At 40.5% G+C, this 25,331-nt stretch carries 23 protein-coding genes; 5 read left to right on the top strand and 18 right to left on the bottom strand.

Annotation, left to right across the window (positions count from 1 at the left end):
- Positions 1 to 227 precede the first annotated feature (227 nt).
- The gene (locus R9C00_27190) at positions 228 to 1,604 is read left to right on the top strand and encodes a hypothetical protein (protein WPO35387.1); all 1,377 of its coding nucleotides are present in this window, start codon (positions 228 to 230) and stop codon (positions 1,602 to 1,604) included.
- Between the two features lie 224 nt (positions 1,605 to 1,828).
- Complete coding sequence (locus tag R9C00_27185) at positions 1,829 to 2,530, top strand: hypothetical protein (protein WPO35386.1); 702 nt, start codon at positions 1,829 to 1,831, stop codon at positions 2,528 to 2,530.
- Between the two features lie 4 nt (positions 2,531 to 2,534).
- Here R9C00_27185 and pyrE read toward each other — a convergent pair whose 3' ends face one another.
- The 3 genes from pyrE to R9C00_27170 all read right to left on the bottom strand — a co-directional run bounded on the left by pyrE (position 2,535) and on the right by R9C00_27170 (position 4,799).
- Positions 2,535 to 3,167: an orotate phosphoribosyltransferase gene (pyrE, locus tag R9C00_27180; protein WPO35385.1), complete on the bottom strand. Its 633-nt coding sequence runs from the start codon at positions 3,165 to 3,167 to the stop codon at positions 2,535 to 2,537.
- A gap of 110 nt (positions 3,168 to 3,277) precedes the next feature.
- Positions 3,278 to 4,129 carry a hypothetical protein gene (locus tag R9C00_27175; protein ID WPO35384.1) on the bottom strand — a complete coding sequence of 284 codons (852 nt, stop codon included), beginning with the start codon at positions 4,127 to 4,129 and terminating at the stop codon, positions 3,278 to 3,280.
- A 64-nt stretch (positions 4,130 to 4,193) separates the two neighbouring features.
- Positions 4,194 to 4,799, bottom strand: a complete 606-nt coding sequence (locus R9C00_27170) for a DUF2179 domain-containing protein (GenBank protein ID WPO35383.1) — start codon at positions 4,797 to 4,799, stop codon at positions 4,194 to 4,196.
- 193 nt (positions 4,800 to 4,992) lie between these two features.
- Here R9C00_27170 and R9C00_27165 point away from each other — a divergent pair, with 193 nt between their 5' ends.
- Positions 4,993 to 11,184 (top strand): lamin tail domain-containing protein, encoded by a 6,192-nt coding sequence (locus tag R9C00_27165; GenBank protein WPO35382.1) that lies wholly within the window; start codon positions 4,993 to 4,995, stop codon positions 11,182 to 11,184.
- Here the strand turns inward: R9C00_27165 and R9C00_27160 are convergent, their stop codons facing one another.
- Both R9C00_27160 and R9C00_27155 read right to left on the bottom strand, forming a co-directional pair.
- On the bottom strand, positions 11,185 to 11,739 hold the full coding sequence (locus R9C00_27160; protein ID WPO35381.1) for a hypothetical protein: 555 nt from the start codon (positions 11,737 to 11,739) through the stop codon (positions 11,185 to 11,187).
- A 33-nt stretch (positions 11,740 to 11,772) separates the two neighbouring features.
- Complete coding sequence (locus tag R9C00_27155) at positions 11,773 to 13,305, bottom strand: S8 family serine peptidase (GenBank protein WPO35380.1); 1,533 nt, start codon at positions 13,303 to 13,305, stop codon at positions 11,773 to 11,775.
- A gap of 224 nt (positions 13,306 to 13,529) precedes the next feature.
- Between R9C00_27155 and R9C00_27150 the strand changes: the two genes are divergently transcribed.
- Both R9C00_27150 and R9C00_27145 read left to right on the top strand, forming a co-directional pair.
- Positions 13,530 to 14,822 (top strand): aminopeptidase P N-terminal domain-containing protein, encoded by a 1,293-nt coding sequence (locus R9C00_27150; GenBank protein ID WPO35379.1) that lies wholly within the window; start codon positions 13,530 to 13,532, stop codon positions 14,820 to 14,822.
- 5 nt (positions 14,823 to 14,827) lie between these two features.
- The gene (locus R9C00_27145) at positions 14,828 to 15,733 is read left to right on the top strand and encodes a peptidylprolyl isomerase (protein ID WPO35378.1); all 906 of its coding nucleotides are present in this window, start codon (positions 14,828 to 14,830) and stop codon (positions 15,731 to 15,733) included.
- Positions 15,734 to 15,784: 51 nt separating this feature from the next.
- Here the strand turns inward: R9C00_27145 and rpsC are convergent, their stop codons facing one another.
- From rpsC to R9C00_27080, 13 genes are all read right to left on the bottom strand, one after another.
- Positions 15,785 to 16,552 carry a 30S ribosomal protein S3 gene (gene rpsC / locus R9C00_27140; protein WPO35377.1) on the bottom strand — a complete coding sequence of 256 codons (768 nt, stop codon included), beginning with the start codon at positions 16,550 to 16,552 and terminating at the stop codon, positions 15,785 to 15,787.
- A 17-nt stretch (positions 16,553 to 16,569) separates the two neighbouring features.
- Complete coding sequence (gene rplV, locus R9C00_27135) at positions 16,570 to 16,974, bottom strand: 50S ribosomal protein L22 (protein ID WPO35376.1); 405 nt, start codon at positions 16,972 to 16,974, stop codon at positions 16,570 to 16,572.
- 3 nt (positions 16,975 to 16,977) lie between these two features.
- Entirely contained in the window at positions 16,978 to 17,256 is a 279-nt protein-coding gene (gene rpsS / locus R9C00_27130; protein ID WPO35375.1) for a 30S ribosomal protein S19, read from the bottom strand.
- A gap of 2 nt (positions 17,257 to 17,258) precedes the next feature.
- Positions 17,259 to 18,086 (bottom strand): 50S ribosomal protein L2, encoded by an 828-nt coding sequence (rplB, locus tag R9C00_27125; GenBank protein WPO35374.1) that lies wholly within the window; start codon positions 18,084 to 18,086, stop codon positions 17,259 to 17,261.
- Positions 18,087 to 18,116: 30 nt separating this feature from the next.
- Entirely contained in the window at positions 18,117 to 18,404 is a 288-nt protein-coding gene (gene rplW / locus R9C00_27120; GenBank protein WPO35373.1) for a 50S ribosomal protein L23, read from the bottom strand.
- A 13-nt stretch (positions 18,405 to 18,417) separates the two neighbouring features.
- A complete protein-coding gene (rplD, locus tag R9C00_27115) occupies positions 18,418 to 19,038 on the bottom strand; it encodes a 50S ribosomal protein L4 (protein ID WPO35372.1) in 621 nt (206 codons plus the stop codon).
- A gap of 8 nt (positions 19,039 to 19,046) precedes the next feature.
- Positions 19,047 to 19,667 carry a 50S ribosomal protein L3 gene (gene rplC / locus R9C00_27110; GenBank protein ID WPO35371.1) on the bottom strand — a complete coding sequence of 207 codons (621 nt, stop codon included), beginning with the start codon at positions 19,665 to 19,667 and terminating at the stop codon, positions 19,047 to 19,049.
- Between the two features lie 227 nt (positions 19,668 to 19,894).
- Positions 19,895 to 20,806 (bottom strand): magnesium/cobalt transporter CorA, encoded by a 912-nt coding sequence (corA, locus tag R9C00_27105; GenBank protein ID WPO35370.1) that lies wholly within the window; start codon positions 20,804 to 20,806, stop codon positions 19,895 to 19,897.
- A gap of 107 nt (positions 20,807 to 20,913) precedes the next feature.
- On the bottom strand, positions 20,914 to 21,705 hold the full coding sequence (gene trpC, locus R9C00_27100) for an indole-3-glycerol phosphate synthase TrpC (protein ID WPO35369.1): 792 nt from the start codon (positions 21,703 to 21,705) through the stop codon (positions 20,914 to 20,916).
- An 18-nt stretch (positions 21,706 to 21,723) separates the two neighbouring features.
- Entirely contained in the window at positions 21,724 to 21,930 is a 207-nt protein-coding gene (locus tag R9C00_27095; GenBank protein WPO35368.1) for a hypothetical protein, read from the bottom strand.
- Positions 21,931 to 21,958: 28 nt separating this feature from the next.
- A complete protein-coding gene (gene trpD / locus R9C00_27090) occupies positions 21,959 to 22,939 on the bottom strand; it encodes an anthranilate phosphoribosyltransferase (protein WPO35367.1) in 981 nt (326 codons plus the stop codon).
- 36 nt (positions 22,940 to 22,975) lie between these two features.
- Positions 22,976 to 23,542 carry an aminodeoxychorismate/anthranilate synthase component II gene (locus R9C00_27085; protein WPO35366.1) on the bottom strand — a complete coding sequence of 189 codons (567 nt, stop codon included), beginning with the start codon at positions 23,540 to 23,542 and terminating at the stop codon, positions 22,976 to 22,978.
- 49 nt (positions 23,543 to 23,591) lie between these two features.
- Positions 23,592 to 25,028, bottom strand: coding sequence for a chorismate-binding protein (locus tag R9C00_27080; GenBank protein WPO35365.1), 1,437 nt, complete (start codon positions 25,026 to 25,028; stop codon positions 23,592 to 23,594).
- Positions 25,029 to 25,331: the final 303 nt, after the last annotated feature.

The following is a 25,331-nucleotide window of genomic DNA, read 5'->3' as shown; positions in this document are numbered from 1 at the left end:
GCTTATTCCTTTAGTTTTAAATTTTTGAAAAATATGAAGGTTAGTTGAATGATATTTTAACAAAAAGCCCTTTAGGTTTCGATTTGTTTAAAAAAAAGACAAAAAAAGAAATGTTTCTATGATGCCTAGGTTGCTTTTCCAAATAGTCTATTTCACAATGTGGCATGAAATTTCTCGTATTTATTGGGAATAACTAAATCTTTCCGCACTCCAAAACCTTGATTTCCATGACTTTTAAACAATCTAGAACCTGCCTTTTTTTTCTGATTCTATTACTTCCCTCCCTATTGCTTGCAAAAGGTCCCGAAGCCGAAATCTCACTGTACGATGCCGTTGACCGTAAGCTTATAAAGCTCGATATAGAAGGAAAGGGTGGGTACAATGGTGAGTGTATCTTGTTGAAAGTGACCAATGTTTCCAATTATAGGCTCAACTTGAAAGTAGAACCGGGTACCATGTTTCAAAGCGACGAAGACTGGTGGCAAAATTTGGTGGTTACCCAAGAAGCCCTACTGGCAGCTGGCCCCAAGAGAATCTCCCAATTCGGTTTGTTCACCATGTGTACCCAATCGCACAACGCAGCTCCCTCCAAAGGCTCAGGTTTTTCGCTTGGGAAGAAAGCCGAGGGACCGCTTTTGGCTCTTGCCCAAACTATTAGCGAAAATGAGTACCAATCCAGTACGGCACAGTCTGCGGTGTGGGCTGTGACTTCCGAAGGGCACATGGGGAATATTTATGGTAGGAACCCTGAAATGGTGAAACAGCTATGCGAGATAGTGAGCGAAGCAACTGGAAAACCTTGCGACCAAAATAATTATGAACCTAGGGAACACCATATTACCACGATCAACACCAGTTTTGAGTGCCTCTTGCTCGATTATGCCAAAGGTGTGAAGCTAAGGCTGTACGACCAAAATGGGCAAATGGTGAGGGAATACCTGAAAGACAAAGACATGAAGCCTGGGTTTTACCAGTTCAAAGTAGGAATGCACCATACTTTTGGCGATAGTGCTACTTTTACCATGCGCCTAGAAAACGAAAGCGGTGTACTGAACGAGAAAACCGTAACCCCAGCCGATTCCATAGTTAGGCTCAAAAAATTGCCAAAAGAAACCTTCGTGACCTTTGAGCTGCCAGAGGCTACCACTGCTCGCATCGGCATCTACGACTCGGAAGATAAACTTTACATCTTGCTTGCCGATGACCGCAAATTCCAGAAAGGGTTTAACAGGGCTGCTTTTATGGACGGGCGAGAGCTTCCTATCGACAGAGAGTATTTTTTGAAAATAAAAAAAGAAGGAAAAACCATAGTGGAGCAAAAATTCCACGTGAATGCGGCTGATGCCAAAAAATATAAGCCCATGGTGAAAAGAGGACAGTTTAGGGTAACTATCAAAAAAGCGATTATGAAGGGGAAATTGGTTATTTACGATGCTAACGGGCAAGTGATTTGGGTAGTGTTTGAAGATTCAAAACTTTACCCAGGTAAAAAAGGCTACAATTATATGTTCCAGCATACCCAAGGCCCTGATGCCAAATTTACACTAAGACTGCTTAATGATTGGGGGCAAGTGGTGGAAGAGCAAGAGGTTACTGCAAGGTAGAAAAGTGTGTTTTGTATGAATCTGTCTGGCAGCGAACCAAAAATCTAATAGTTGTGGACTAAAGCCTTTTACTCAACATACATATCCGAAATTTGAATCCAGCTTTTGTGAAAAGGCTGGATTTTTTGTTGTGTACCACAAAATCAAAAATCACTATTATCCACCAAGTTCCCTCTTATTATCCTATTTTTGGATGAAGTTCAAAAGTGAGGTAATTAAAAAATATGGTCACGTTAAAAGAAAGTTTTGTAGCAGGGTTTTACGCAGCAGCGTCTGGAGGATATTTCAACTCAATGGATTTGTTGGGGCATTACACCAATTTTCCCAACCCCCAGTTGCTTTCTAGGGTTTCGGACGAGATGAAAACTTTACAAAACGATACGCCTAAAGTAATGGGCGAAGTGATGAATGTCCAGTCCATTGCCGAGAAGAACCATATTATTTTATTGCCCGCTCCTCGTTTTCCTGAAGCCTATTTTTCTTGGTCAAAAATTGCCAACGAAGGCTTCAATGAGAAAATAGGTGAAGATTCTCCAGAAGGGACTGCGTTCAATATTGCTTATAGGGCTGGTGAAGTGATGACTGCAATGAAAGTGCTGACCGTGGTGTTGAGCCTGAGCAGCTCGGTGGTGGGCGTGCCTGCTTTCGAAGAGCAGTGGAAGTACTTAGCGAAGGACATGATACGGGCGGCAAAAAAAATGGGACCACCCGCCAAGATGGCTATGATGATCCCAAAAGGTCCTGACTTGCTCCACGACACGCTCTATGTGGAAGTGTCGGAAGCAGCGCATGAAATTGGCAATGCCGAAATCGATTTTTCCAACGAAGCCTATCTGCACCTGCTTTCCAGCAAGGTCAATAATTATATCACAAGCTTCAACCAAAAAGTGAACTGGCTGATAAAAGAACTAGGCAGCGAAGAGTAGAGGCTTATTGCTTCCAAGTAGAAGGTGATTTCCTCCATTCCCCAAGTGAAGCGGCAACAGATTCTTCCATTTTACCCATATCCACGAGGTTTTTTACCAAATCTTGGTAGTTGGACAGGGAGAAGAAGTCAACTTCTGCCTGTGCGAAGTTTTCCGAAGAAACATCGAACCCGTAGGAGAAAATTGCGCCAAGCCCAAGTACATCGTACCCAGCTTCTTTGAGGGCTACCGCTGCTTTTACCGAGCTTCCTCCCGTAGAGATCAAATCTTCTATCAATACAACTTTTGCCCCAGCTTTTGCCGTTCCTTCTATCATGTTTTCCATGCCGTGCCCTTTTGGCTTGGAGCGGACATACATGAGCGGAAGCTCCATAAAATCGGCAACCAATGCCGCTTGAGGGATTCCTGCTGTTGCTACACCTGCTATCACTTCTACATCAGGATATTTATTTCGGATGGTAGCAGTGAGTGCTTTTTTGATGTAAGAGCGAACTTCGGGAAAGGACAATGTAAGGCGGTTGTCGCAGTAGATTGGTGATTTCCAGCCCGAGGTCCAGGTAAATGGATCTTCTGGACGGATAACTACCGCTCCTGTTTCCAATAACATTTCCGCAACTTTTGCACTAATATCTTTCATATCTGTGGGGTCAAATGCGTGGTGAAAAAGATTTTCGCAAAGCTAAAAAAATAAAGGCAGACGAATGCGCCTGCCTTTTGGAAAAGAAAATACTGTATAACTTTTCTAACTTACTTCGTCGAATATTTTTGGCTTCCAGAGCTGGAAACTCCGTGGATCATGATATCCCCATATTTCAGGATGATCTTTTTTCCACTGCTTTCTTCGCCTATTTTTATATTGCCCGAGCTAGCCGAGCACTCAAAGCTCAAATCATCCAAATCGTTCACAAAGTCCATTTTGATTCCGCCAGAGCTTGTTTTGAAAGAAGAGCTTTGCGTAAGCATCACCTCGTCACCTGAAATTCCACCCGAAGAATTTGAGATATTCAAACTGCCTTTCACATTACTTACTTTTACCCCGCCCGAAGTAGCTACCGCTTTTATATTTCCAACAATATTATCCAAATGCTGCCCACCAGAGCTGCTTTTAGCGTTAATATCCCCCGTAATTTCTTTTGCTTTTATACCGCCCGAAGAAGTCTTAAGAATCAAGCCCGAAGAGATATTTTCAGCATAAATACTTCCTGAAGAGGCTAAAAGTTCAATTTTTGGACCATCCAAATTAGAGGCGCTTACCCCGCCAGAAGAGTTGTCAACAACAAGCTCTATACCTTTCGGTACTTTGAAATCTAGGGTGGCTTTTTTGTTGCCCCAAGAGTTTCCGTTCACTTCCAACCAAACTTTTAGCGAGTTGCCATTTTTTTCGTACTTAATTTCATCGTTCCCACTTCCTGTAATCTCACCTTTGAAAGTCAGTTGATTGCCGTTTTGCCCATCGATTATCACTTTGGCATAGCGACCTTTCACCGTAAGCTCCGTAATGCCATCGTAGGAAAAAGATTCTGTTGTTTGGGCAAACAAAATGGTATCGAGAAATAAACAGAAAATAAATAAAGAGAGGATAAATGCTATTTTTTTCATTGCTATGAGGATTTTTTAAGTAAAGACAGAGAAAGAAATGATAGGTTGCATTATCTGTAAAAAACTACTTTCTTATCATCCCACGAACCCTTCTCAGTGGATTTTCCCTCGACTCGGGCATGATGTCATGGTACTCCCGTGCATGTTTTAGCCCTTCAATGGTGTACATGGCATTGGGATTGTATTGCTCTATCAGTCCTAAAAGGCGGTCTAGGTTTTTCCGTTTGGTGATGGTAAAAATAATATTCACTTTGCCCTTCTTTCCGAGGGCATCGAGGTAGGTAAGCCCAAAGCCTTTTTCTTTCAGCGCTTCTATCAGTTCCGAAGCATCTTTTTGGGTGATGATTCTCACTATCATAGTCCCAATGGCAAGTCGATCTTCAATGAGTATCCCTACATAAATTCCTGTTGCAAAACCTCCAGCGTACGCAATGTATGTTATCACACTGCCTATATTTTGCAAAATTTGGCTGATGGCAAGTAGCCAAATTAGCGCTTCTAAAAAGCCTAGAATAGTAGAAATACCTTTTCGTCCACTGAGCATGAACATAACCCGTAACGTATTGATAGATACATCGCAAATGCGGGCAATAAAAATAAGAAGGGGAACAATTACCCAGTGCATCACATCACTGTTGATGCCTAATTCAACTGCTAAAATGCTGTCCATTATTCTGTTGTGGTTGTGTAAATAATGGTGCAAAGTTCGATTAAAAATAACTAAGAAGAGATATGGAAGTGGAAAAATCTAAGATGGAATACTATTTTAAGGAGATATTTTTATTCTTTTCATAACAAAGACTTAAGGTTTGTTATGGTTTTGCTTAAATTAAAGGGAGTGGTATCACCTAAGCGTTCTTCTCATGAAAAAGGCAGCTTACTTTATTGCTATTCTGTCATGCTTGAGTTTAGCTAAAAGCAATGCTCAGTTGTTAGAAGATTTCAACAGAATAAACCTGGAAAATGGCTCAACTGTCTATAGCCAAGGAGGAACGTCTGGGCTGGTGGGAGGCTTTCTCATCGAAAATAATGAACTCAGAGCGATATTCGATAATGGTTCGGGAACAAGAAAAGGCTGGATTTCCACATCTCAAAATTTAGATTTTACCCAGCACATAGTTCATTGGAAATTCAACCTCAAACTGGATTTTTCCAACCTGTCCTCCTCGTTGGTTACTAGAAACCTCGCCAGAGTATATCTTATCAGCGATTCGGAAGACCTCAACGAGGATTTGGACGGCTATTATGTGGAAGCGAGGCTTGAGCCAAGCTCATCTGGGGTGGCGTACCATCTTTATAAACAAACGGGTTCGAGTAGGAGTGAATTAGTTTTTGACGGTGAAGGAGTTTTGAGCAGCGCACAAGAATTTGCCGAAGTTGAGGTCATCAGAAAGCCAGATGGAGTTTGGGAATTATATGTCAATAATAGTGTGCAAGGTGAGGCAGTGGATGAGGGGGTTGGAAGTGGAAATTATTTTGGGATACAAGTTCATTTTTCATCGGGCGCGAGGGAGGATAAGTTCTATTTTGATGATGTTGAAATCACTAAATATCCTTTTCCACTTTCGGCAAATGCTGTGAGCGGAACTGAATTGGAATTGGTTTGGTCAACGGATCTTAATAAGCCGCAGGCGGAAAATATGGCAAATTATTTACTGAACGATTCCATTGTTCCGGCTTCTGTTGCACAAGATATTTCAGACCCACGTAAAGTAGTGTTGGTCTTTGAAAAACCATTTCTCGAAAATGGTTCTAGTAAGCTGGAAATTGAGAATATGACTGATATAGAAGGTAGTTATCAACCCGATAGCCTAACTTATCAACAATTTTTTTATTATTCAAAGCCAGATGAAGAACCTCCAAAATTACTCAAAATAAGTGGGTTAGAGGGATCAGAACTAATAATTGAGTTTGATGAAGCATTGAGAGAAGCCGAAGCTGTTGATAAGTCCAACTACTCTGTTGATAACTTTTTCTCATATCCACAATCGCTCGTTTTTTCAGGTGAAAACAGCCTGAACTTAGTTTTTTCCGAGCCTTTTGAAATTGAGGAAGGCTATACTTTATATGTTCGGAATTTGTCCGATACCTTGGGGAATCGACTTATCAACACCGACTCGCTAGTTTTCAACTTTGCAGATACCAAGCCGCCTGATCTGATAAAAGCGGAGTTGGTTACATCTTCTGCGGTGGATATTTATTTCTCCGAAGAAGTGGATAGTAGTTCAGCTTCCACTCTAATAAATTTTTATGAAGTGGAAATGGAGGAAAATGCTATTGCGGCAGTTAGGGATGAAAACGATCGAAGCCTTGTCCATTTGTTTTTTCCACAGCCTTTTTCTGAAAATAAAACCCTCACACTTCAGGTTTCGAATGTTGAAGATGTGTACGGAAATGCAATGCCCCTACCGCAGGAAGTTGAGTTTTTCCGAGACACAAAAAGACCTTCGGTAGATCCCGATCAGGTATTTGCTACCGAGGGCACCATGCTCAAAGTTGTATTCACCGAACCAGTAGATTCCCTTTCGGCACGAATAGTAAATTTTTATGAGTTAGGCCCCGATATCGGGCATCCTTTCCAAGCTGTAAGGGACTCGCTGAACCCAGCAGTTGTTTGGCTCAGTTTCAAAAATAGTTTGCAACCAGAGCAGCCCTATAATTTAAAAATAACAGGGGTGAAAGATGAGGTTGGGAATACGATGTACACCCGGAATAGGTCGGTTGTTTACGATGAAAAACCTCCCGAATTGCTGGGTTTGAGAGTGAAAAATGATTCGGTTTTGGCTCTGATATTTTCCGAAGAGCTTTCCGATTCGGTGCTGCTAAAGTCAAATAGATTTACCTTAAATACGACTGATTACCCCACAACTATTTCAAAACTAGAATCGGCTTCCAACAAAGTAGAGCTCGGTTTTCCAACCATTTTTCAGGCAAACAATCGGTTGCTTTTACTGGAGATGGAAGACCTACAAGGCAATTTGGTGGATAGCATAGCAGTAGAGTTTGAGGCGCAGTTTCCCGCCATTTTTGAGACAGAAGTGTTGTCGGAAAACAGCCTACGTATTTGGTTTTCCAAGCAAATAACATTTCCAGGTTCCATTCATGCTTTCGTATCGAGTTCCGTGGCGGACTCTTTAGTTCAAGCCAATTCCCAAGCTGTTGATTTTCATTTTCCACAGTCTTTTGAGGAGGATAGCCTACAGACAGTTTGGGTAAAGAATGTGATTGCTGGTGACGGGAAAAAGGTGGATAGCCTTTCTGAAACTTTCGTGTATCATAATTTTTTGTTGGAGGCAAAGGTGATAGCGGCTAATATCTTAGAAGTGATTTATGAAGAAGAACTAGATGCAGAAATTGAAGCATATCTGTTTGAGGTTGCTGGAGCTGGAAAACCGCTAAACGTAGTTGTAAATGAGGAAGAACCTGAAATAGTAACCTTGTTTTTTGCTAAGCCTTTTAAAGAAAATATTCCTTATAAGTTGAGGACGGATAGAGTGAAATTAGCTACCAAAAAGCTTGCTCCAGCTAGTGAAATATCGTTTGAATGGGACACAAGCCCACCTAGCTTAGATACACTGATTTTGAAAGGCAGGGCTACACTTTTGCTGACATTTTCCGAGCCACTCAATGAAACTTCCGCTAAGGCATTTAACCATTTCGCCTTCCAACAAATTGGATACCCACAGGAAGTGGAATTATTTGAAGACTCACTAGTTGAGCTACTATTTGAAGAAGAAGTTGAGTTTGGGAAATCGTATAATTTGGTAGTAGAAGGAGTGGCTGATTTAGATGGAAACGTGATGGAACAGGATACTTTTTTGGTAAATATTCCTCAAAAAGTAAGTGTGAATAACTTGTTGATAAGTGAATTAATGGTCGATCCGTCGCCAAGTCAAGGTTTGCCAGAAGTGGAGTATTTGGAGTTGTACAACCCTACAGACGATACCTTGAGTTTACTGTCTGTGGCTTTGCAAGATGCCAGTAAAAAAGTGAGTTTGCCTCATCATCTCCTCCCTCCCAAATCCTATTTGCTCATTTGCCCAAAAGGCAAAGAAACTGAGTTTTCGATCGAAAATTGCTTAGGAATTTCATCCTTTCCTTCGCTTACCAATTCGGGGGAAACTATCTCTTTGGTTACTGTGGATGATAGCCTGATTTCATCTGTTTTTTATTCCAGTGATTGGTACGGTGATGATGAAAAATCGGATGGCGGCTGGTCGTTGGAAATGATCGATTTGGAAACGAAGTGTGGCAGCGGAGCTGCCAACTGGCGGGCTTCGGAAGGTAGCTTGGGTGGTACACCTGGCAGAGTGAATTCTGTGAATGGGGTTTTCGTGGATACACTTGCTCCTCAAATTGTAAGTTGGGAATTGGTTTTAAATGGAAAAATTGGAATCATTTTTTCCGAAGAAATCGACTCGTTAGTTCTTTCGTCAAAAGACAACTTTCTTCTCGAAAATGAAAAAGTAGATTCGGCTCTCTTGATTTCTCCAATCCAAGTCGAAACCATTTTTCCCCAAGCCCTTGATTCGGGAAGGTTTTACAAATTTAAGGTTCAAGGAATCAGCGATTGCGTAGGAAATGTGCTGGTGGATAGCTTTCTGATTGGTTTGGGGAAAATCCCTCAAATAGGAGGCTTACTGATCACCGAGGTCATGGCAGACGAATCACCCTCGGTTGGGCTATCCGAAACAGAATATATTGAGCTGTATAACTCGACAGACAGCTTGCTGAATTTGGGCGGGATGGTCTTGAATGATGGAAATGGTTCTGCGGAAATTCCAGACTACTTGCTTCCTTCAAAATCTTATGTGCTTGTTTGTAAAAATGGAAAGGAAACCGAATTTGGAATCGAGAATGTCTTGGGCATTTCCTCTTTTCCAAGCCTTACCAATGCGGGGAAAACCTTGAGCCTATCCAATCCAAATGGTGTTACAGTTTTCTCAGTTTCCTACTCTGACAACTGGTACGGCGATGATGGAAAGTCCAACGGCGGCTGGTCATTAGAAATGATCGATTTGGAAACGAAATGTGGAAATGGAGCAGCCAACTGGCGGGCTTCGGAGGATGTGTTGGGAGGAACTCCGGGCAGGATTAATTCGGTAAATGGGAAATTGAAAGATGAAGAACCTTATGTATTGCAATCGTACCGATTGATTTCACCAGATACGTTAGAGTTGGTCTTTTCAGAAGCGCCTGATTCTTTGCTAATTTCTACTCCAAACTTTGTTTTTGATCCCTATATTTTTATTTCGGACTTAAAAGTAGATGGGCAAGTTGTCAAGCTTTTTTTGAGAGATGGGCTGGAAAAAGGTAGTATTTATGAACTGAAGTTAACAAGTATTTATGATTGCTGGGGAAATGTACTTGATTCGGCTTCAGTTATTTTAGCCTTGGGCGAACAGCCTAATTTTCAAGAATTGTTGATTACAGAAGTATTGGCAGATCCTATACCTGCTGTTGGCTTGCCCGAGTATGAATATTTGGAGCTATACAATTCTTCGGACAAAATTATTACGCTTGAAGGATGTAGCTTGAGTGATGAAAAAGGAAAAGTGATTTTGCCAAAAAACTTGCTTTTACCCAAACAATATTTGATTCTTTGCCCTGCAAACGCAGTTTTCCACTTTCAAGGTTTCGGGGAGGTGATGGGCGTACCAAGCTGGCTTTCGCTTAATAATGATGGCGAAGAATTGAGTTTGGAAAATAGACAAGGTGAGTTGGTTTTTAGTATTGTATATTCAAAAAGCTGGTATGCTGATAGCGAGAAAGCTGAAGGAGGGTGGTCTTTAGAGATGGTAGATCTGGAGTATCCTTGCTATACTTCGGAAAACTGGGCTGGGTCAGTTGATGATAAAGGGGGAACTCCTGGAAGTGAAAATTCTGTGAAAGGAATTGTTTCTGATCATTTCCCACCAAAATTTTTAAAACTATTTGTAAAGGATTCGCTGAATTTGGAAGTAGTATTTGATGAGAATTTGGACAGTCTTTCGGTGATGAATGCAGAATATGAATTTAAACCTTCACTCAAAATAACATCGGTTGGGTATATTTCTGCCGAATCTCAAAAAGTCAATTTGCAACTTGGGGATGAAATTTTACCTTCCCAAGAATATACTTTTTCGGTAAAAGGGCTACAAGATTGTGCTGGGAATACGGATATGAAGGGGCAAAAAATAACTTTTAGGATGCCAGAAAAGGCTGAATCAAATGATGTTCTGATAAGTGAGGTATTGTTCAACCCGAAAACGGGAGGAGTTGATTTTGTTGAGATTTATAATTATTCAAATAAATACATCGACCTTAAAAAATGGGAGTTGGCTACTCAGAAAGAGGGAGAAGTTGAGCAAGAAAAAGTACTTAGTGAAAGCAGCTTGATTTTCCTGCCAAGATCATTTTTAGTCCTTACTTCAGATAAAAACATATTCAAATCAGAGTACCCTACTGTGCCAGATTCAATTCTGATAGAAATGAAAATGCCATCCTTCAATGACGATGAGGGGAACGTAATTCTGTTGGATAGTTCGAGATTGGTAATTGATGAAATGAACTACGATGAAAATATGCATTTCTCCCTTCTCCACGATGTAGGAGGGGTTTCTTTGGAGCGCATTGCTTATGATTTGCCTTCTAGTGATCCTGAAAACTGGCATTCGGCTGCAGCTACGGAAGGCTATGCGACACCAGGAAAACCCAATTCTCAGCGAAAGGAATTAGTTGTTGAAAACTCAATAAAAGAATGTTTTGAAGTAGCACCTGAAATTTTCACCCCAAATTTAGATGGAGTAGATGATTTTGCGACCATACGTTTCAATTGCTCTTCAAATGCCCAAGTCGCCAGTATAATCATTTATGATTTGAACGGAAGGGCTGTGAAGGTCTTGATACAAAATGCTTTGCTGGGGCAAGGTAGTTATTTTCGGTGGGATGGGACAAACGATGAAGGTCAAAAAGTGAGAACAGGGTATTACCTCGTGTTCATCGAACTTTTTGACCTTCAGGGAAATGTGCATCAAGTGAAGAAAAAACTAGCCGTAGGTTCTTCTGGTAGGTGATCAATAAAGGATAGTTGCCTCTATTTTGTAAACCAAACTGTCTTTTGCTGGCATTTTTTGGTAGCCCACCAAGCTGTAACTGGCAATTTTTCCGTCAGTAATAGTTACGCCCAGTTCTCGCTTGTTGTGAAATAACACAGTTTCTTTTTCTTCTACTGCTTCAATTTTAGTAGTTGGTTCTCCTACGTATTTTACCTTCATTTCTTTTATGGGCAAATCTTCTTTGAGGGCTGTATAGGTTATCAGACCTTCTTTTTTTTCTATCTCGTAGCTCCCTTTCAAGATGGGTTTGTTGATGTTGGCATTAAGGAAAACAGCAAGTTCTTTTTTCCAATCTTCTACTTTTATTTCTTCCGTTTTAGTTTCCCCATTCATCATGGTAACTTTTCTCACCATTGGTTTTTCACTTTGCAAGCGTGCTATTTCAGGGTTCAACATTTCTTGAATGTCGTAATATAGAGATTCTTCAGTACTTGCTTGTTCCGATTCTGGAGTGATGCAACTGTTAAGCTGAATGGCAAAAAGAAGAGTGGTCAGTAAAGTTTGAATTTTCATTTTGTAAGAAAAAATAGTTATGGAAAAGTAGGCTTACCAAGCAATTTCATAGACCCTACCGTCTATGATAACAGAACTGAATTGCGCATCTTTTGCTTTTTTTATTTCAAACTTTCCCTTGTTACCTTTTACATAATTTTGCAAAAGCACTATTCTTTCATCCTTTTTGTGGAAAATAATACCCTTAGTGATTTTTTTGTCTTTCACTTTTACGGTATAGACATCCTTCCCTTCGGCAGAGACTTTTTGTGGCAAATCCGTAAGCTCAATTTCATTTTTTAACAGAGAAAGAGCCATGGAGGCTTTGGGGATTCCGTAGCCTATGAAGTTATTTCCATAAGGATAGAGCTGTGCAGATTTCTCAATGACTTTGATGATTTCAGTATTCTTGGCTTCAGGTTTTTTCTGCAAAAGACAAGCGGCAAAACCGGTTATTACCGGAGCGGAGAAAGAAGTTCCGCTCAGAGAAAAGCAAGAAACATTTGGCTTGAGGTAAGGTAACTCTTCTGGCCCAATACTGCTGTACCCCATTTTTAGCCCACTTGGGTCAGTTGCCCCAATCGAAAGGACACCTTTAGCATCGGCAGGGGTGGAAACGATTCGCCAAGCTGGGTCCGATCCTTCATTTCCAGCAGAAACCACGAGTAATATGCCTTTTTCATCGCTGGCGATTTGAGCGGCTTTGCTGATAATGCTCGTTTGCCCATCCATATCTTCCAACTTGTAATTCTCATTAGGATCGTCGAAACCGAGTGCATAGCCCAGAGACGTGTTGATGAGCCGAACGCCCAAGCTATCCATCCATTCCATTGCTTGTACCCAGTTATCTTCTTCCCCTCTGGTTTCGTTGTCACCGTGGTCAGTTCTTGCCAAGTAAAATGTAGCATTGGTAGCAAAGCCTGACTGCTCTCCTTTTCCTTTCACCCCCGTTATCATTTTCAAAACAGTCGTTCCGTGGCTGTCCGAAAAAGTTTCCATAGAATCGTAATGGTCGGTTTTAAGAGGGTTTACCAAATCCTTTACGCCCAATACTCGCTTATCTTTGAAAAGTTCTTTCAGGTATTTGTTGTTTTTTGCACCGAAAAAACCAGCGTCAATTACACCAACAACAACTCCTTCGCCTGTGAGTCCTTCTTCGGCCATTACGTTGGCTTCCATTTGGCTGATGGCAGTAGCATAAGATGGCGATGGCATGGTATATTTAGCAGGAAGCATTTTTCCTCGGATAGGGATGACTTTTTTTACATTAGGCAATTGCTTGAGCCTGTTCACTTGCTCGGGGGTAAGTTTTGCGCTTGCGGCATTGAGCCATTTGGATACCACAAGAGGAGCAGCCCCTTCTTGTTTTACGCTTTCTAAATTGGAGGCAGAAACTGGAAAATCAGAATATTGAATTAAAGGAATCTCTTGTGACTTTCTGTTTTCAAGTGTTTTTTCAGACACAAGTGCTGTGTTTTCATGCTCTTTTATTTCCTTTTTTTTGAATACGACCCAGTATTTTTGCTGTTGGGCAAAAGCCGAAGAGGAAAGAATTAAAAAGCTCAATACTCCAATTAAAATTCTCATTAGTTGATTTATTAAATTGTAAAATTTCTTAATTAGATATCTCAAACCAATAATTGGGTGAGTAAAAATGGTTTTTGATAGCTATGCTTTTACTAATTAGCAAAGGGAAAAATGTGTCGCTCAGCTAAATATGCTTATTTTTAAACGGTAATCGAGATGTTAAAAGTTCTGCTAATCGATTATTGAGTAGCTGAAACAACTTAAACTTAATTATATATTAGGACATGAAATACGCTCCAATCGACAATTCTTTATTCATCAAAAATAGAAAGAACTTGGCAAAAGAGATGAAACCAAACTCAATTGCCATATTAAATTCTAATGACATTATGCCGACCAGTGCCGATGGTGTGATGCCTTTCAAACAGCATTCAGATATTTTTTATTTAAGTGGGATAAATCAGGAAGAGTCGGTGTTAGTGGTTTTTCCCGATGCGAGGGAGGAAAAGCACCGTGAAATTCTTTTTTTGAAAGAAACGAGTGAGTTGATAGCGATTTGGGAAGGGGCAAAATATACCAAACAACAGGCAAGAGAAACTTCGGGAGTGCCAACTGTTTACTGGTTGAGCAGTATGAATGATGTGCTGACAAGGTTGGTTTACGAAGCCGAAAGAATTTATTTGAACACAAATGAGCACTTGAGGGCAGGAGAAGATGTGGAAACGAGGGATGCCCGCTTCATAAAATGGTGTAAAGAGAAATTTCCCCTGCATGAATATGAGCGTTTGTCCCCAATAATGCATCACCTCCGAGTGATCAAATCTGAAACGGAAGTTGAGTTGATAAAGCATGCTTGTGGAATTACCAAAAAAGGCTTCGAGCGAGTGTTGAAATTTGTGAAGCCAGGGGTGTGGGAATATGAAATAGAGGCAGAAATGATGCATGAGTTTTTGAGGAATCGCTCAAGAGGGTCGGCATATGAACCTATCATCGCTTCGGGCTCAGACTCTTGCGTTCTACATTATATCTCCAATGCTAAACAGTGCCAAGATGGGGATGTGCTTTTAATGGATTTTGGGGCTGAGTATGCTAATTATGCTTCTGACCTGACCCGTACTATTCCCGTGAGCGGAAAGTTTACCGAACGGCAAAAGGCGGTTTATAATGCTGTGTTGAGAGTGATGAAACAGGGAATTCAAATGCTTGTTCCAGGTAATAATTTGATAGACTATACCGCAGACGTACAGAAAATAATGGAAGAGGAATTGATTGAGCTCGGGCTGTTCACAGCAGAAGACGTGAAAAACCAAAAACGAGGTAAGCCATTATTCAGGAAATACTTTATGCATGGAGTTTCTCACCATTTGGGTTTGGATGTGCATGATTATGGTTCAAGGGCTAGGAAATTTGAAGATGGGATGGTGTTTACTTGCGAGCCTGGTATTTATATCCGAGAAGAAGGAATAGGCGTGAGGATTGAAAATGATATTCTTATCAATGGAAACTCTCCAGTTGATCTGATGGCAGATATTCCGATTGAGGCAGATGAAATAGAATCAATAATGCAAAACAGTTAGGTAAAATGATGTTGAAAAACTTAATTCCATTCTTATTTCTATTGGCCATAATTTCTTCTTGTGGTGGGGAAAAGAAAAAAGGACTCTCAGAATACCGTTCGCTAAAAGAAGGAGAAGAATATTTAATTACCATAGAAACTAGTATGGGAAATATGCAAGCCATTCTTTACGATGAAACCCCTCTTCATAAGGAAAACTTTGTAAAACTGGCGGTAGATGGATTTTATGACGATTTGCTTTTCCATAGAGTGATGTCTGAATTTATGATTCAGGGAGGTGATCCAACTTCACGGGATGCTGGCTCATTGGCAAAGCTTGGAATGGGAAGTCCAGGCTATACTATTCCTGCTGAGTTTAACCCTAGTTTAATTCATAAAAAAGGGGCATTGTCTGCGGCCAGAATTGGTGGTGATGCCAATCCTGATAAAGAATCTAATGGAAGCCAGTTTTTTGTGGTAGAAGGAAAAGTTTTTAGTGAAGAAGAGCTGAAAAACTTGATGGTTGATTATCAGCAAATGCAGGGATTGTTTGTGCAGTTACTTGAAAAAGAAGAATATTACTCTGTGCGTCAAGAAGCAGTGCAGCTTCAAGTAGACGGGGAAATGGAGAAATATGGAAAGTTGATAATGGACAATAAAGAGGTGATTGAGGAGGAGTTTGGAGTGGAGCTTGATAAGCCAATTTCTGAGCAGCAACTTCAAGCTTATACTTCTATAGGTGGCTACCCTTCGTTAGATGGGGAATATACCGTCTTTGGAGAAGTAATTACTGGATTAGATGTGTTGGAAAAAATAAGTCAAGTGCCAACAGGTTCAGGAGACAGGCCTTTCGACGATGTGTCTTTTAAGGTTGTGGTAGAAATAATGCCTAAACCTACTATCGAGCAAAAGTTTGGGATTTCTCTTCAATAGGAAAAAAGCAAAAAGAAAAGGGCTGCAAACTTGCAGCCCTTTTTTGATACATTATCTATCGTTGTTCTGAGGTCTTCCGCCTCCTCCTGGTCTTCTCCTTCCTTGTGGTTTTCTTTTGTTACCACCTCTGTTACCGCCTCTATTTCCTCTTTCTGGAGCTTCGTCGATATTTGGGCTCAAATCAGGCTTACCGTAGATTTCGCCTTTAAATATCCAAACCTTGATACCGATTTTACCATATACAGTTTGAGCTTCAACCAATGAATAGTCGATGTTAGCTCTAAGTGTATGCAATGGAATACGACCTTCTTTGTAAAGTTCGGTTCTTGCCATTTCAGCACCACCTAGTCTACCAGAAGCTTTGATTTTGATACCTTGAGCACCAACACGCATCGTGTTTTGGATAGCTTGTTTCATAGCTCTCCTGTACGATACCCTATTGCTGATTTGCTGTGCAACAGACTCTGCAACTAGTTTAGAATCAAGCTCAGGTCTTTTGATCTCACTGATATTGATCTGAACATCTTTACTAGTAAGTTGCTTAAGCTCTTCTTTGATTTTATCAACCTCAGCACCAGCCTTACCAATTACTACACCCGGACGAGCCGTGTGAACAGTAAGGGTTAGCCTTTTAAGCGTTCTTTCTATTACAATTCTTGAAATGCCTGCCCTTGGGTTAGGGAGTCTGGCACTAACATATTTACGAATTTTTTCGTCCTCAACTAATTTGTCTGAGAAGTCTTTTCCTCCGTACCAGCTAGAATCCCATCCTTTTACGTATCCTAACCTGAGCCCTATTGGATTTACTTTTTGTCCCATGAATATTTTCTTTGAAATTAATTATCAGATTGTTCAGTTACTTCAGTTTCGACTTCCTCAACTTCGTCAAGCAAAGTATTGCTGAATGAATCAACTACCAAAGTTACATGGTTAGAGCGTTTCCTGATACGGTGAGCTCTTCCCTGAGGTGCAGGTCTGAATCTTTTAAGAGTCCTTCCCTGAGTAACAAATACTTCTTTTACAAAAAGATCTGCATCCTCTATAGCCTCATCAGGGTTTTTTGCTTCCCAGTTGGCAAGAGCTGAAAGAAGAAGCTTTTCTATAAGTGGAGCACCACTTTTCGCTTCGAACTTTAACAGGTTAAGTGCGTGACTTACTTTTTGTCCCCTAATAGTGTCAACAACTAGGCGCATCTTACGGGGAGCGATGGGTACGTTATTTAATTTCGCTACTGCTTCCATGATTTATCTTTTCCCTTTATCTTTTTTAGAAATGTGCCCCCTGAAGTTACGAGTAGGTGCAAATTCACCAAACTTATGACCTACCATGTTTTCGGTTACATAAACAGGGATGAATTTGTTGCCGTTGTGAACTGCAAATGTGTGACCTATGAAATCAGGGGAAATCATTGATCTTCTTGACCAAGTCTTGATAACTGTTTTTTTGCCAGACTCTTCAAGAGTAGCTACTTTCTTATCAAGCCTATAATCTATATATGGTCCTTTTTTAAGTGATCTAGACATGTTTATTTCTTATTTTTTTTGCCAATAATGAAAGAGTTGGAATACTTCTTAGGACTCCTAGTCTTCTTACCTTTAGAGTAAAGACCAGTACGTGACCTTGGATGACCTCCTGAAGACCTTCCTTCACCACCACCCATTGGGTGATCGACAGGGTTCATAGCAACACCTCTTACACGTGGACGTCTTCCTAACCATCTTTTCCTACCCGCTTTTCCTAAACGCTCGTTCATATGATCACTGTTTGATACAGTACCTATCGTTGCGTAGCAAGAAAGTAATACTAAACGACTTTCACCTGAAGGCAATTTAAGAGTGGCATATTTTCCAGTACGACCCATTAGCTGAGCATAAGACCCTGCACTACGAGCCATCGCAGCTCCTTTACCTGGTTTCAACTCAATGTTGTGAATAATGGTACCCAAAGGAATGTTTTCAAGTGGAAGGCAGTTGCCAAGTTCTGGAGCAGCTTCTGGTCCAGATACTACTTTTTGTCCTACTTGGATCCCTGCTGGTGCAACGATGTACGTCTTCTCACCATCTTCGTATTGAAGCAAAGAAATACGAGCTGTTCTTATTGGATCATATTCAACTGACAATACTTCAGCAGGCATGCCGTGTTTTGTCCTTTTGAAATCGATGATCCTATATCTTTGTTTGTGACCACCGCCTCTGTTTCTAGAAGTAATGCGTCCCTGACTATTTCTACCACCAGACTTCTTATAAGGAGCCAACAATGACTTTTCGGGCTTGCTGGTTGTAATCTCCTCAAAAGTTGGGGCCAATCTAAACCTTTGTCCTGGGGAAGTCGGTTTTAGTTTTCTAACACCCATTTTTATATAATTTTAAATGTCTTGTAACAATTATAAATTTTCATACAGATCGATGAACTCACCTTCTGCAACTTGAACTATTGCTTTCTTGAAAGACTGCTGGCGTCCACTAATAACTTTCGTACGAGTGTAACGAACTTTAGCTTTGCCTTGGTAGTTCATAGTTCTTACGCTATCTACATTGACACCGTAAGTTGCCTCTACCTCTTTCTTGATCTGTATTTTGTTGGCTCTCCTGTCAACAATAAATCCATATATGCCCTTTTCGTTCATTTCAGTAACTTTCTCTGTTACTATGGGCTTCTTAAGTATTTGCATAACTAATATTGGTTTAGAGGGCTGAAAGTTTTTCGAGTGAAGACTCGGCAACTATCAACGTGTCTGCATAAAGAATTTCATAAGTATTTAGGTTGTCAACAGTGACTACCTTCGTCTTTGGAATGTTTCTCGCAGAAAGATAGATGTTGGTATCTTGTTCTGGGAGTACTAGCAATGTCTTTTTGCCAGACAATTCCAATCCTTTAAGGATATTCAAATACGACTTAGTCTTTGGCGTGTCTAAGTTGAAACCTTCTATTACAGAGATCGATGAATCTGTTGCTTTGTAAGCAAGAGCAGATTTCCTAGCCAATTTTTTAAGCTTTTTGTTAAGCTTGAAGCTATAATCTCTTGGCCTTGGACCAAATACACGTCCACCACCTCTAAAAATAGGAGATTTGATACTACCCGCACGAGCTGTACCAGTTCCTTTTTGCTTTTTGATCTTTCTGGTTGAACCTACGATATCCGCTCTTTCTTTGGCAGCATGTGTTCCTTGTCTTTGGTTAGCCAAGAATTGCTTTACGTCAAGATAGATGGCGTGATCATTTGGTTCGATTCCAAATACTGATTCAGGCAACGCAACAGTTCTGCCCGTATCTTTTCCGCTTATATCAAATACTGATAATTCCATTTCAAATACTACTTTTCGATGATCACGTAAGAATTTTTAGCTCCCGGTACTGCACCGCTCAATACGATGAGGTTTTCTTCGGGAATGATTTTCAAAACTTTAAGGTTTTGAATCGTTACCTTGCTGTTTCCTGTTTGTCCAGCCATCTTAAGACCTTTGAAAACTCTTGCAGGATACGAACAAGCTCCGATAGCACCTGGTGCACGACCTCTATTATGCTGACCGTGAGTAGCTTGACCTACACCACCAAATCCGTGTCTTTTTACAACACCTTGGAAACCTTTACCTTTTGAAGTGCCTGACACATCGACAAAGTCTCCTATTTCGAAAACTTCGCCAATAGACAAAACATCTCCTAGGCTGTAATCACCTTCGTAATCTCTAAACTCAGTAAGCTTGTGCTTAGGAGTAGTGTTTGCCTTTTTGAAATGGCTTTGAAGGGCTTTAGGCGTGTTTTTTTCTTTTCTGTCTCCGAATCCTACCTGGATAGCTTCGTATCCGTCGACATCTTTTGTTCTGACTTGGGTAATAACATTTTCCCCAGCTTGGATGACAGTACATGCAATGTTTTTTCCGTTCTCGTCAAAAACACTTGTCATCCCGATTTTTTTACCAATTATTCCGGGCATTTTAAATTGTCGTTGTAGCAGAGGTTACAAGCAGATTGTTGCAACATGCTGGTTAAATAAACTAATACTCTAAAATTGGAATATTATTAAAATAAACGCTGCGCCTAGGCACAGTTTTCCCTTTAAAAAGGAGTGCAAAAGTAGCAATTAATAATCTTATCCCAAATTGAAAATCAATATTTTGTTGATTTTCTTGAGTTTAGCTCATTTACCCAGCAGGCTTTGGGCTACAGCCAGCCCTTCCTTCTGAACCAAATGTAGGAGACAATCACCATTATGATCATAAGGATCAAGACTACAAAGTAGCTGTATTTGTAGTTAAGCTCAGGCATATATTGGAAGTTCATACCGTATAAACCTACTATAAAGGTTAATGGTAGGAATAGCATGGATACGATAGTAAGTACTCCCATTACCTCATTGGTGCGATGTGATGCAAGAGATAGGTGGAGATTTAATAGGTTGTTTACGTTTTCGTGAAGCTCATCTGCCTTAAAGTGCATGCTGTCGGCACTGTCTATAAGGTCTTGGGTAAAGGGGTCTTGCACGTCCGAAAAGCGGGCAAATTGGTTGAGCATATCTTTAGAGAGGAGCAGCATTCTTTTGAAAACTGAAGCTCTTCTTTTAATTATATACATTTCCCTGATAAGTTCAGGTGCTTTCGAATCGGCAAATATTTTCTTCTCAATTTTATCTAGCCGCTCTGTAGAGCGATAAAGTGCTCCTTCGTAAGTTTTGATAGACCTATAAATCAACTGGTTTATAAGGTATGTAGGGGTTTTTTCCGCTAGCTTGGAAGGGTTGTGCCATTTTTCTTTTGCCCTAGCAATAAATGGTTCATCTTTTCTGTGGATAGTAATAATAAACTCATCCGTTATGAACATGGCAACTTTGTTGGTTAGTTGCTGCACGGTATCGGCAGCGTCTTGAGAGCTCTCGTCATAGATTCTTGCTATTACGAAGCTGCTTTCGCCAATACGTTCATATTTGGGCAAATGCTCAGGAGCAAGGCAGTCTTTGACAGCTGCTGGGTGCAGGTTATATTTACTGGTTAAGATTTCATATTCTTCGGGCTGAGGGTTTACCACATCTACCCATTTAAAATTTTCATTTTTGTCTTCAAATACAGTCTGTATCATTTTCTAGTAATAGGGTTATTTGATCAGTTCTTACTATTTTGTGTTCAAGAAATGTCGAGACTAGGAGTGATTAAACTGGTTGAAAAGACAGAAGCGGTAGTTTTTGACTATCCAAGATTTTTGAGCATACTTACAAACTCTTTGCATGCTTGGATGGGGTTATTAGTTTTCATGAAGTTTTCCCCAATTAAAAAGCCTGAAAAGCCAATCTCTCTAAGTTCCAAAATTGTTTTTGGATTGCTAATTCCACTTTCTGAAACTTTCAAAAACTCATTTGGGATTGCTTTTTCTAGTTCAATCGATGTGTTTATTGAAACTTCAAACGTCTTTAAGTTCCTGTTGTTCACCCCCACCAAATCGACATATTCATTTATTGAACGATTAAGTTCTTCTTTGTTGTGGATCTCCATTAATACTTCTAAACCTAGCTCTTTTGCCAGTTTTGCCAAGTTTTTGAGCTGTTTGGGCTCCAAAGCAGCGGCTATCAGCAAGATGGCGTCAGCTCCTATGGCTCTGGCTTCTACCACGTTGTATTCTTCCACAGTGAAATCCTTACGTAGAATAGGTCCTTTGGCAAATGAGCGTGCAGTTTTGAGGTCTTCGTTGGTTCCTCCAAAAAATTCTTCATCAGTTAAGATGGAAACGCCAGCTACTCCAGCTTCCAAGTACCCAGCTGGAACTTCGCTTGGTAAAGCAGTTCCGTTGATTAATCCTTTGGATGGTGAGCGTCTTTTGAACTCGGCAATAATTCCGCTTTCTGTTTTTTTGATGCTCTCTTTCAAAGAAATAATACTTCTTTCAGGAATAGATTTTTCCAGTTCTGATATAGAAATTTGTTCCTTTCTAGCTGCGGTTTCTTGTAGCTTGTGGGCTATTATTTTATCTAAAATATTCGACATTTTTCTTTATCCAGTTTTCTACAAATAGCTATACGAGCAGCTATTTGTTTGTTTTTCCAGTGTGAATTTTATCTCCTTTCCGTTTGCTCCTTGTATTATATCAAGTAAGTCGTCTAGTTCAAAATAAGCGAAAAAATTGCCAACGGGTTGAGCGTTTGGGAATTTACTATGATAATCTTTTTCCAGTTTGGCAAATCGTTGGATGCTCTCTATGTATTTAGTCATGGTTGTATTGGTTAAGAGATGGGTAAGGTTAATCGATGAGTTTTTTTAGAGCAGCTTTTGCCCTGCCCGAGTCCAAGGAGTCTTTGGCAAGTTCAAGAGCTTCTGTATTTGAGATGTTTTTAGCGCAAGCAATAGCTAAGGTTGAATTTGCTAAAACCACATTTCTTTGTGCTTCGGTGCTATTTCCTTCCAATACATTTTTGAAAATAGTGGCAGCATCTTCTACCGATTCTCCCCCAGAAATTTCTTCTTGGGTGAGTTTGGGCAAACCAAGGTCAGAAGGGGTAAGCAGCTGTTCGCCTTGGTGCGTTACCGATTTGATATCACCCGTAAGAGAAACTTCATCATAGCCGTCTAGTGCGTGGATAATTGCATAATGCTTGTATGTATTTTGGTACAAATACGCATATAGCCTTTGGAGCTCTAAGCTGAAAACACCCACTAATTGGTACTTGGGTTTGGACGGGTTCACTATTGGTCCCAACATATTGAAAAAGGTTTTGATGCCAAGCTCCCGCCTAATTGGGGCAACGTTTTTCATGGCTGGATGGAACAATGGTGCGTGAAGAAAGCAGATATTTGCCTCGTCCATTTTTTTTCTGAGTTCATCCGTGTTGTTGGTGAATTTGTAGCCAAAATATTCCAACACGTTAGAAGAACCAGAAACAGAAGAAACCCCGTAATTGCCATGTTTGGCAACTTTTACCCCAGCTCCAGCGGTAACAAAAGAAGACAGTGTGCTTATATTAAAAGTATTTTTCCCATCGCCACCCGTTCCGCAAAGGTCTATTACATCGTGGTCAAACTTTACTGGGAGGCAAAGCTCCAGCATAGCATCCCTAAAGCCTGCTAGTTCATTTACCGTAATGTTCCTCATGAGGTAAACCGTCATGAAAGCAGCGACTTGGCTGTTGTTATATTTGCCCTGAGCCAGATTTGTCAAAATTTCCTTTGCCTGCTCTTTTGAAAGGGTTTTGTATTCAAAAAGATGGTTTAATATTTCTTTCATTTTATATCTATGTTAAAGGTCAAAAAATAAAGATAACTACGATTCTAACCAGTTTTTAAGCATGGTTTCGCCGCCTTCGGTCAAGAAAGACTCGGGGTGGAATTGCACTCCGCGCACATCGAATTCCTTGTGCCTAATCGCCATGATCCTGCCCTCGCTGTTGGTAGCGGTGACTTCGAGGCAGTTGGGCAAGCCTTCTGGGTCAACTACCCATGAGTGGTAGCGGCAGGTTTTCAGTGTAGTAGGTAAATCCTTGAAAAGAATCTCTTCGGCATCGGTGATTTCTGTATCGGTGACTATGCCGTGATAGACCAAATCCAAATTATGCAGCTTGGCACCAAAAGCTTCGGAAATACCTTGGTGGCCAAGGCAAACGCCCATTATGCTTTTAGTCGGTGCATATCTTTTTATCAAATCCATCATTATTCCTGCTTCTTCAGGAATGCCAGGGCCTGGGGAAAGGAGTATTTTATCATAGGCATCTACGTCATCAAGACTAATTTTGTCATTCCTTTTAATTACAGGAGAGTAGCCGAGGTGCTTCACCAAATGGACGAGATTGTAGGTGAACGAATCGTAATTATCGAGTATGAGTAAGTTCATGAAAAGTTTGCTCTAAATGTTTTTACCTGATTTTTGTTGTAAGAAGGTTTTATGCTTTTATTTCCGAAGCAACCTCAATGGCTTTTCTGAGTGCCATTAGTTTGTTGTTCACCTCTTCCATTTCACTTCTTGGGTTCGATTTTGCCACTACTCCAGCTCCTGCTTGGTAATAAAGTGTATTGTTTTTAGAGAGGAACGAACGGATCATTATAGCATGGTTAAACTCGCCGTTGAAGCCTAAAAATCCGATGCAGCCTCCGTAGTACCCTCGGCTTACGGTTTCGTATTTATCAATAAGTTCCATGGCCATATATTTTGGAGCTCCGGAAAGTGTACCAGCGGGAAAGGTATCTGCAACTACTTGTAAAATATTATCTTTCGTTACTTTGCCAATTACTTTGGAAACCAAATGAATTACGTGCGAGAAGTACTGAATTTCTTTGAACGTGGCAACTTCTACTTTTTCTCCATTTCTGCTTAGGTCGTTTCTAGCCAAATCTACCAGCATTAAGTGCTCTGAGTTTTCTTTGGGATCGTCAAAAAGTTGCCTTGCTACTTCTTCGTCTTGCTTGTCGTTTCCGGTTCGGCGGAAAGTACCCGCTATTGGATAAATGGCAGCTTGCTTGTCTTTAATTACAATTTGGGCTTCGGGCGAAGAACCAAATATTTTGTAGTTGCCATAGTCGAAGTAGAAAAGGTAGGGGGAGGGATTGATGGAGCGTAGGGCGCGATAGACGTTGAATTCGTCACCTTTGAAATTTTTGCTGAACCTGCGGGAAAGTACTATTTGGAAAACATCTCCTCGCTTGCAATGCTTTATTCCTTTTTCCACGATTCCCATATATTCATCGTCGGTAAAATTGGTGGCTTCCTCGGGTTCTGGGTCAAACTGGTGGGTAACGTAACTTCGGTTACTGAGCAGTGCCTGAATTTGGTCGAGTTTGCTTAGGCTTTCCACCCCTTCTACATTGTTTTCAAACAGGAAAATTTCTTCGTTGAAATGATTGATAGCGATGATATAGCGATAAACTTGATACATTGTATCGGGAATTTTCATTTCCTCGGTAGGCTTGTTCCCAAATTCTATTTCTTCATAATATTGTACCGAGTCGTAGGTCATGTAGCCAAAAAGCCCGTTGTGGATGAACTTATGTCCTAAATCTTCGGCTTTGAATTTTTCCACAAACCCGTTGAGATGTCCGAGCATTTCGCTGTTAGATGCCAGCGAATGGTTGATGGTTTTTCCATTTGGAAGCTTTTCGGTCACAGACTTTCCTTTTGCTTCAAAAGTGGCGATAGGCTCACAGCAGATGTAGGTAAAAGCATTGTCATTGCCATGGTAGTCGGAGCTTTCTAGCAAAATGCTGTTTACGAACACATCTCTTAGCTGGAGGTAGATACTAACAGGGGTAAAAGTGTCTGCCAGTAATTTTCGTGTTTGGGTTTTGATGTTAAATGTTTCCACTTTTTTGAGGGTCTTTTGCATGAGTTTAAAACAAAAATGGCTTTCTGAGTGAACAGAAAGCCATTTTATATATCTTATATATTTAAAAATGCACTATAGGCGTAGCCTGTCCACTTGATTATATCCAAGTGTGCCACCAATTCCTAATGTGTAGTGCCGTTGTTTTCATGGCAACAAAAAAATGAATATGTAATGAATAATCCAAATGTACTCCTTGTATTTTTTTTATTTGGGCTAAATAAGTGTGGGTGGGGCTGGAGAAATAACTTTATTTTCAACTAGAAAAAATGTATATTGTAAAGGTTTGTATGGTCAATTTGAATT

It is taken from the genome of Flammeovirgaceae bacterium SG7u.111 (assembly GCA_034044135.1).
Classification (GTDB): domain Bacteria; phylum Bacteroidota; class Bacteroidia; order Cytophagales; family Flammeovirgaceae.
This window is presented reverse-complemented; position numbering and strand designations above follow the sequence as displayed.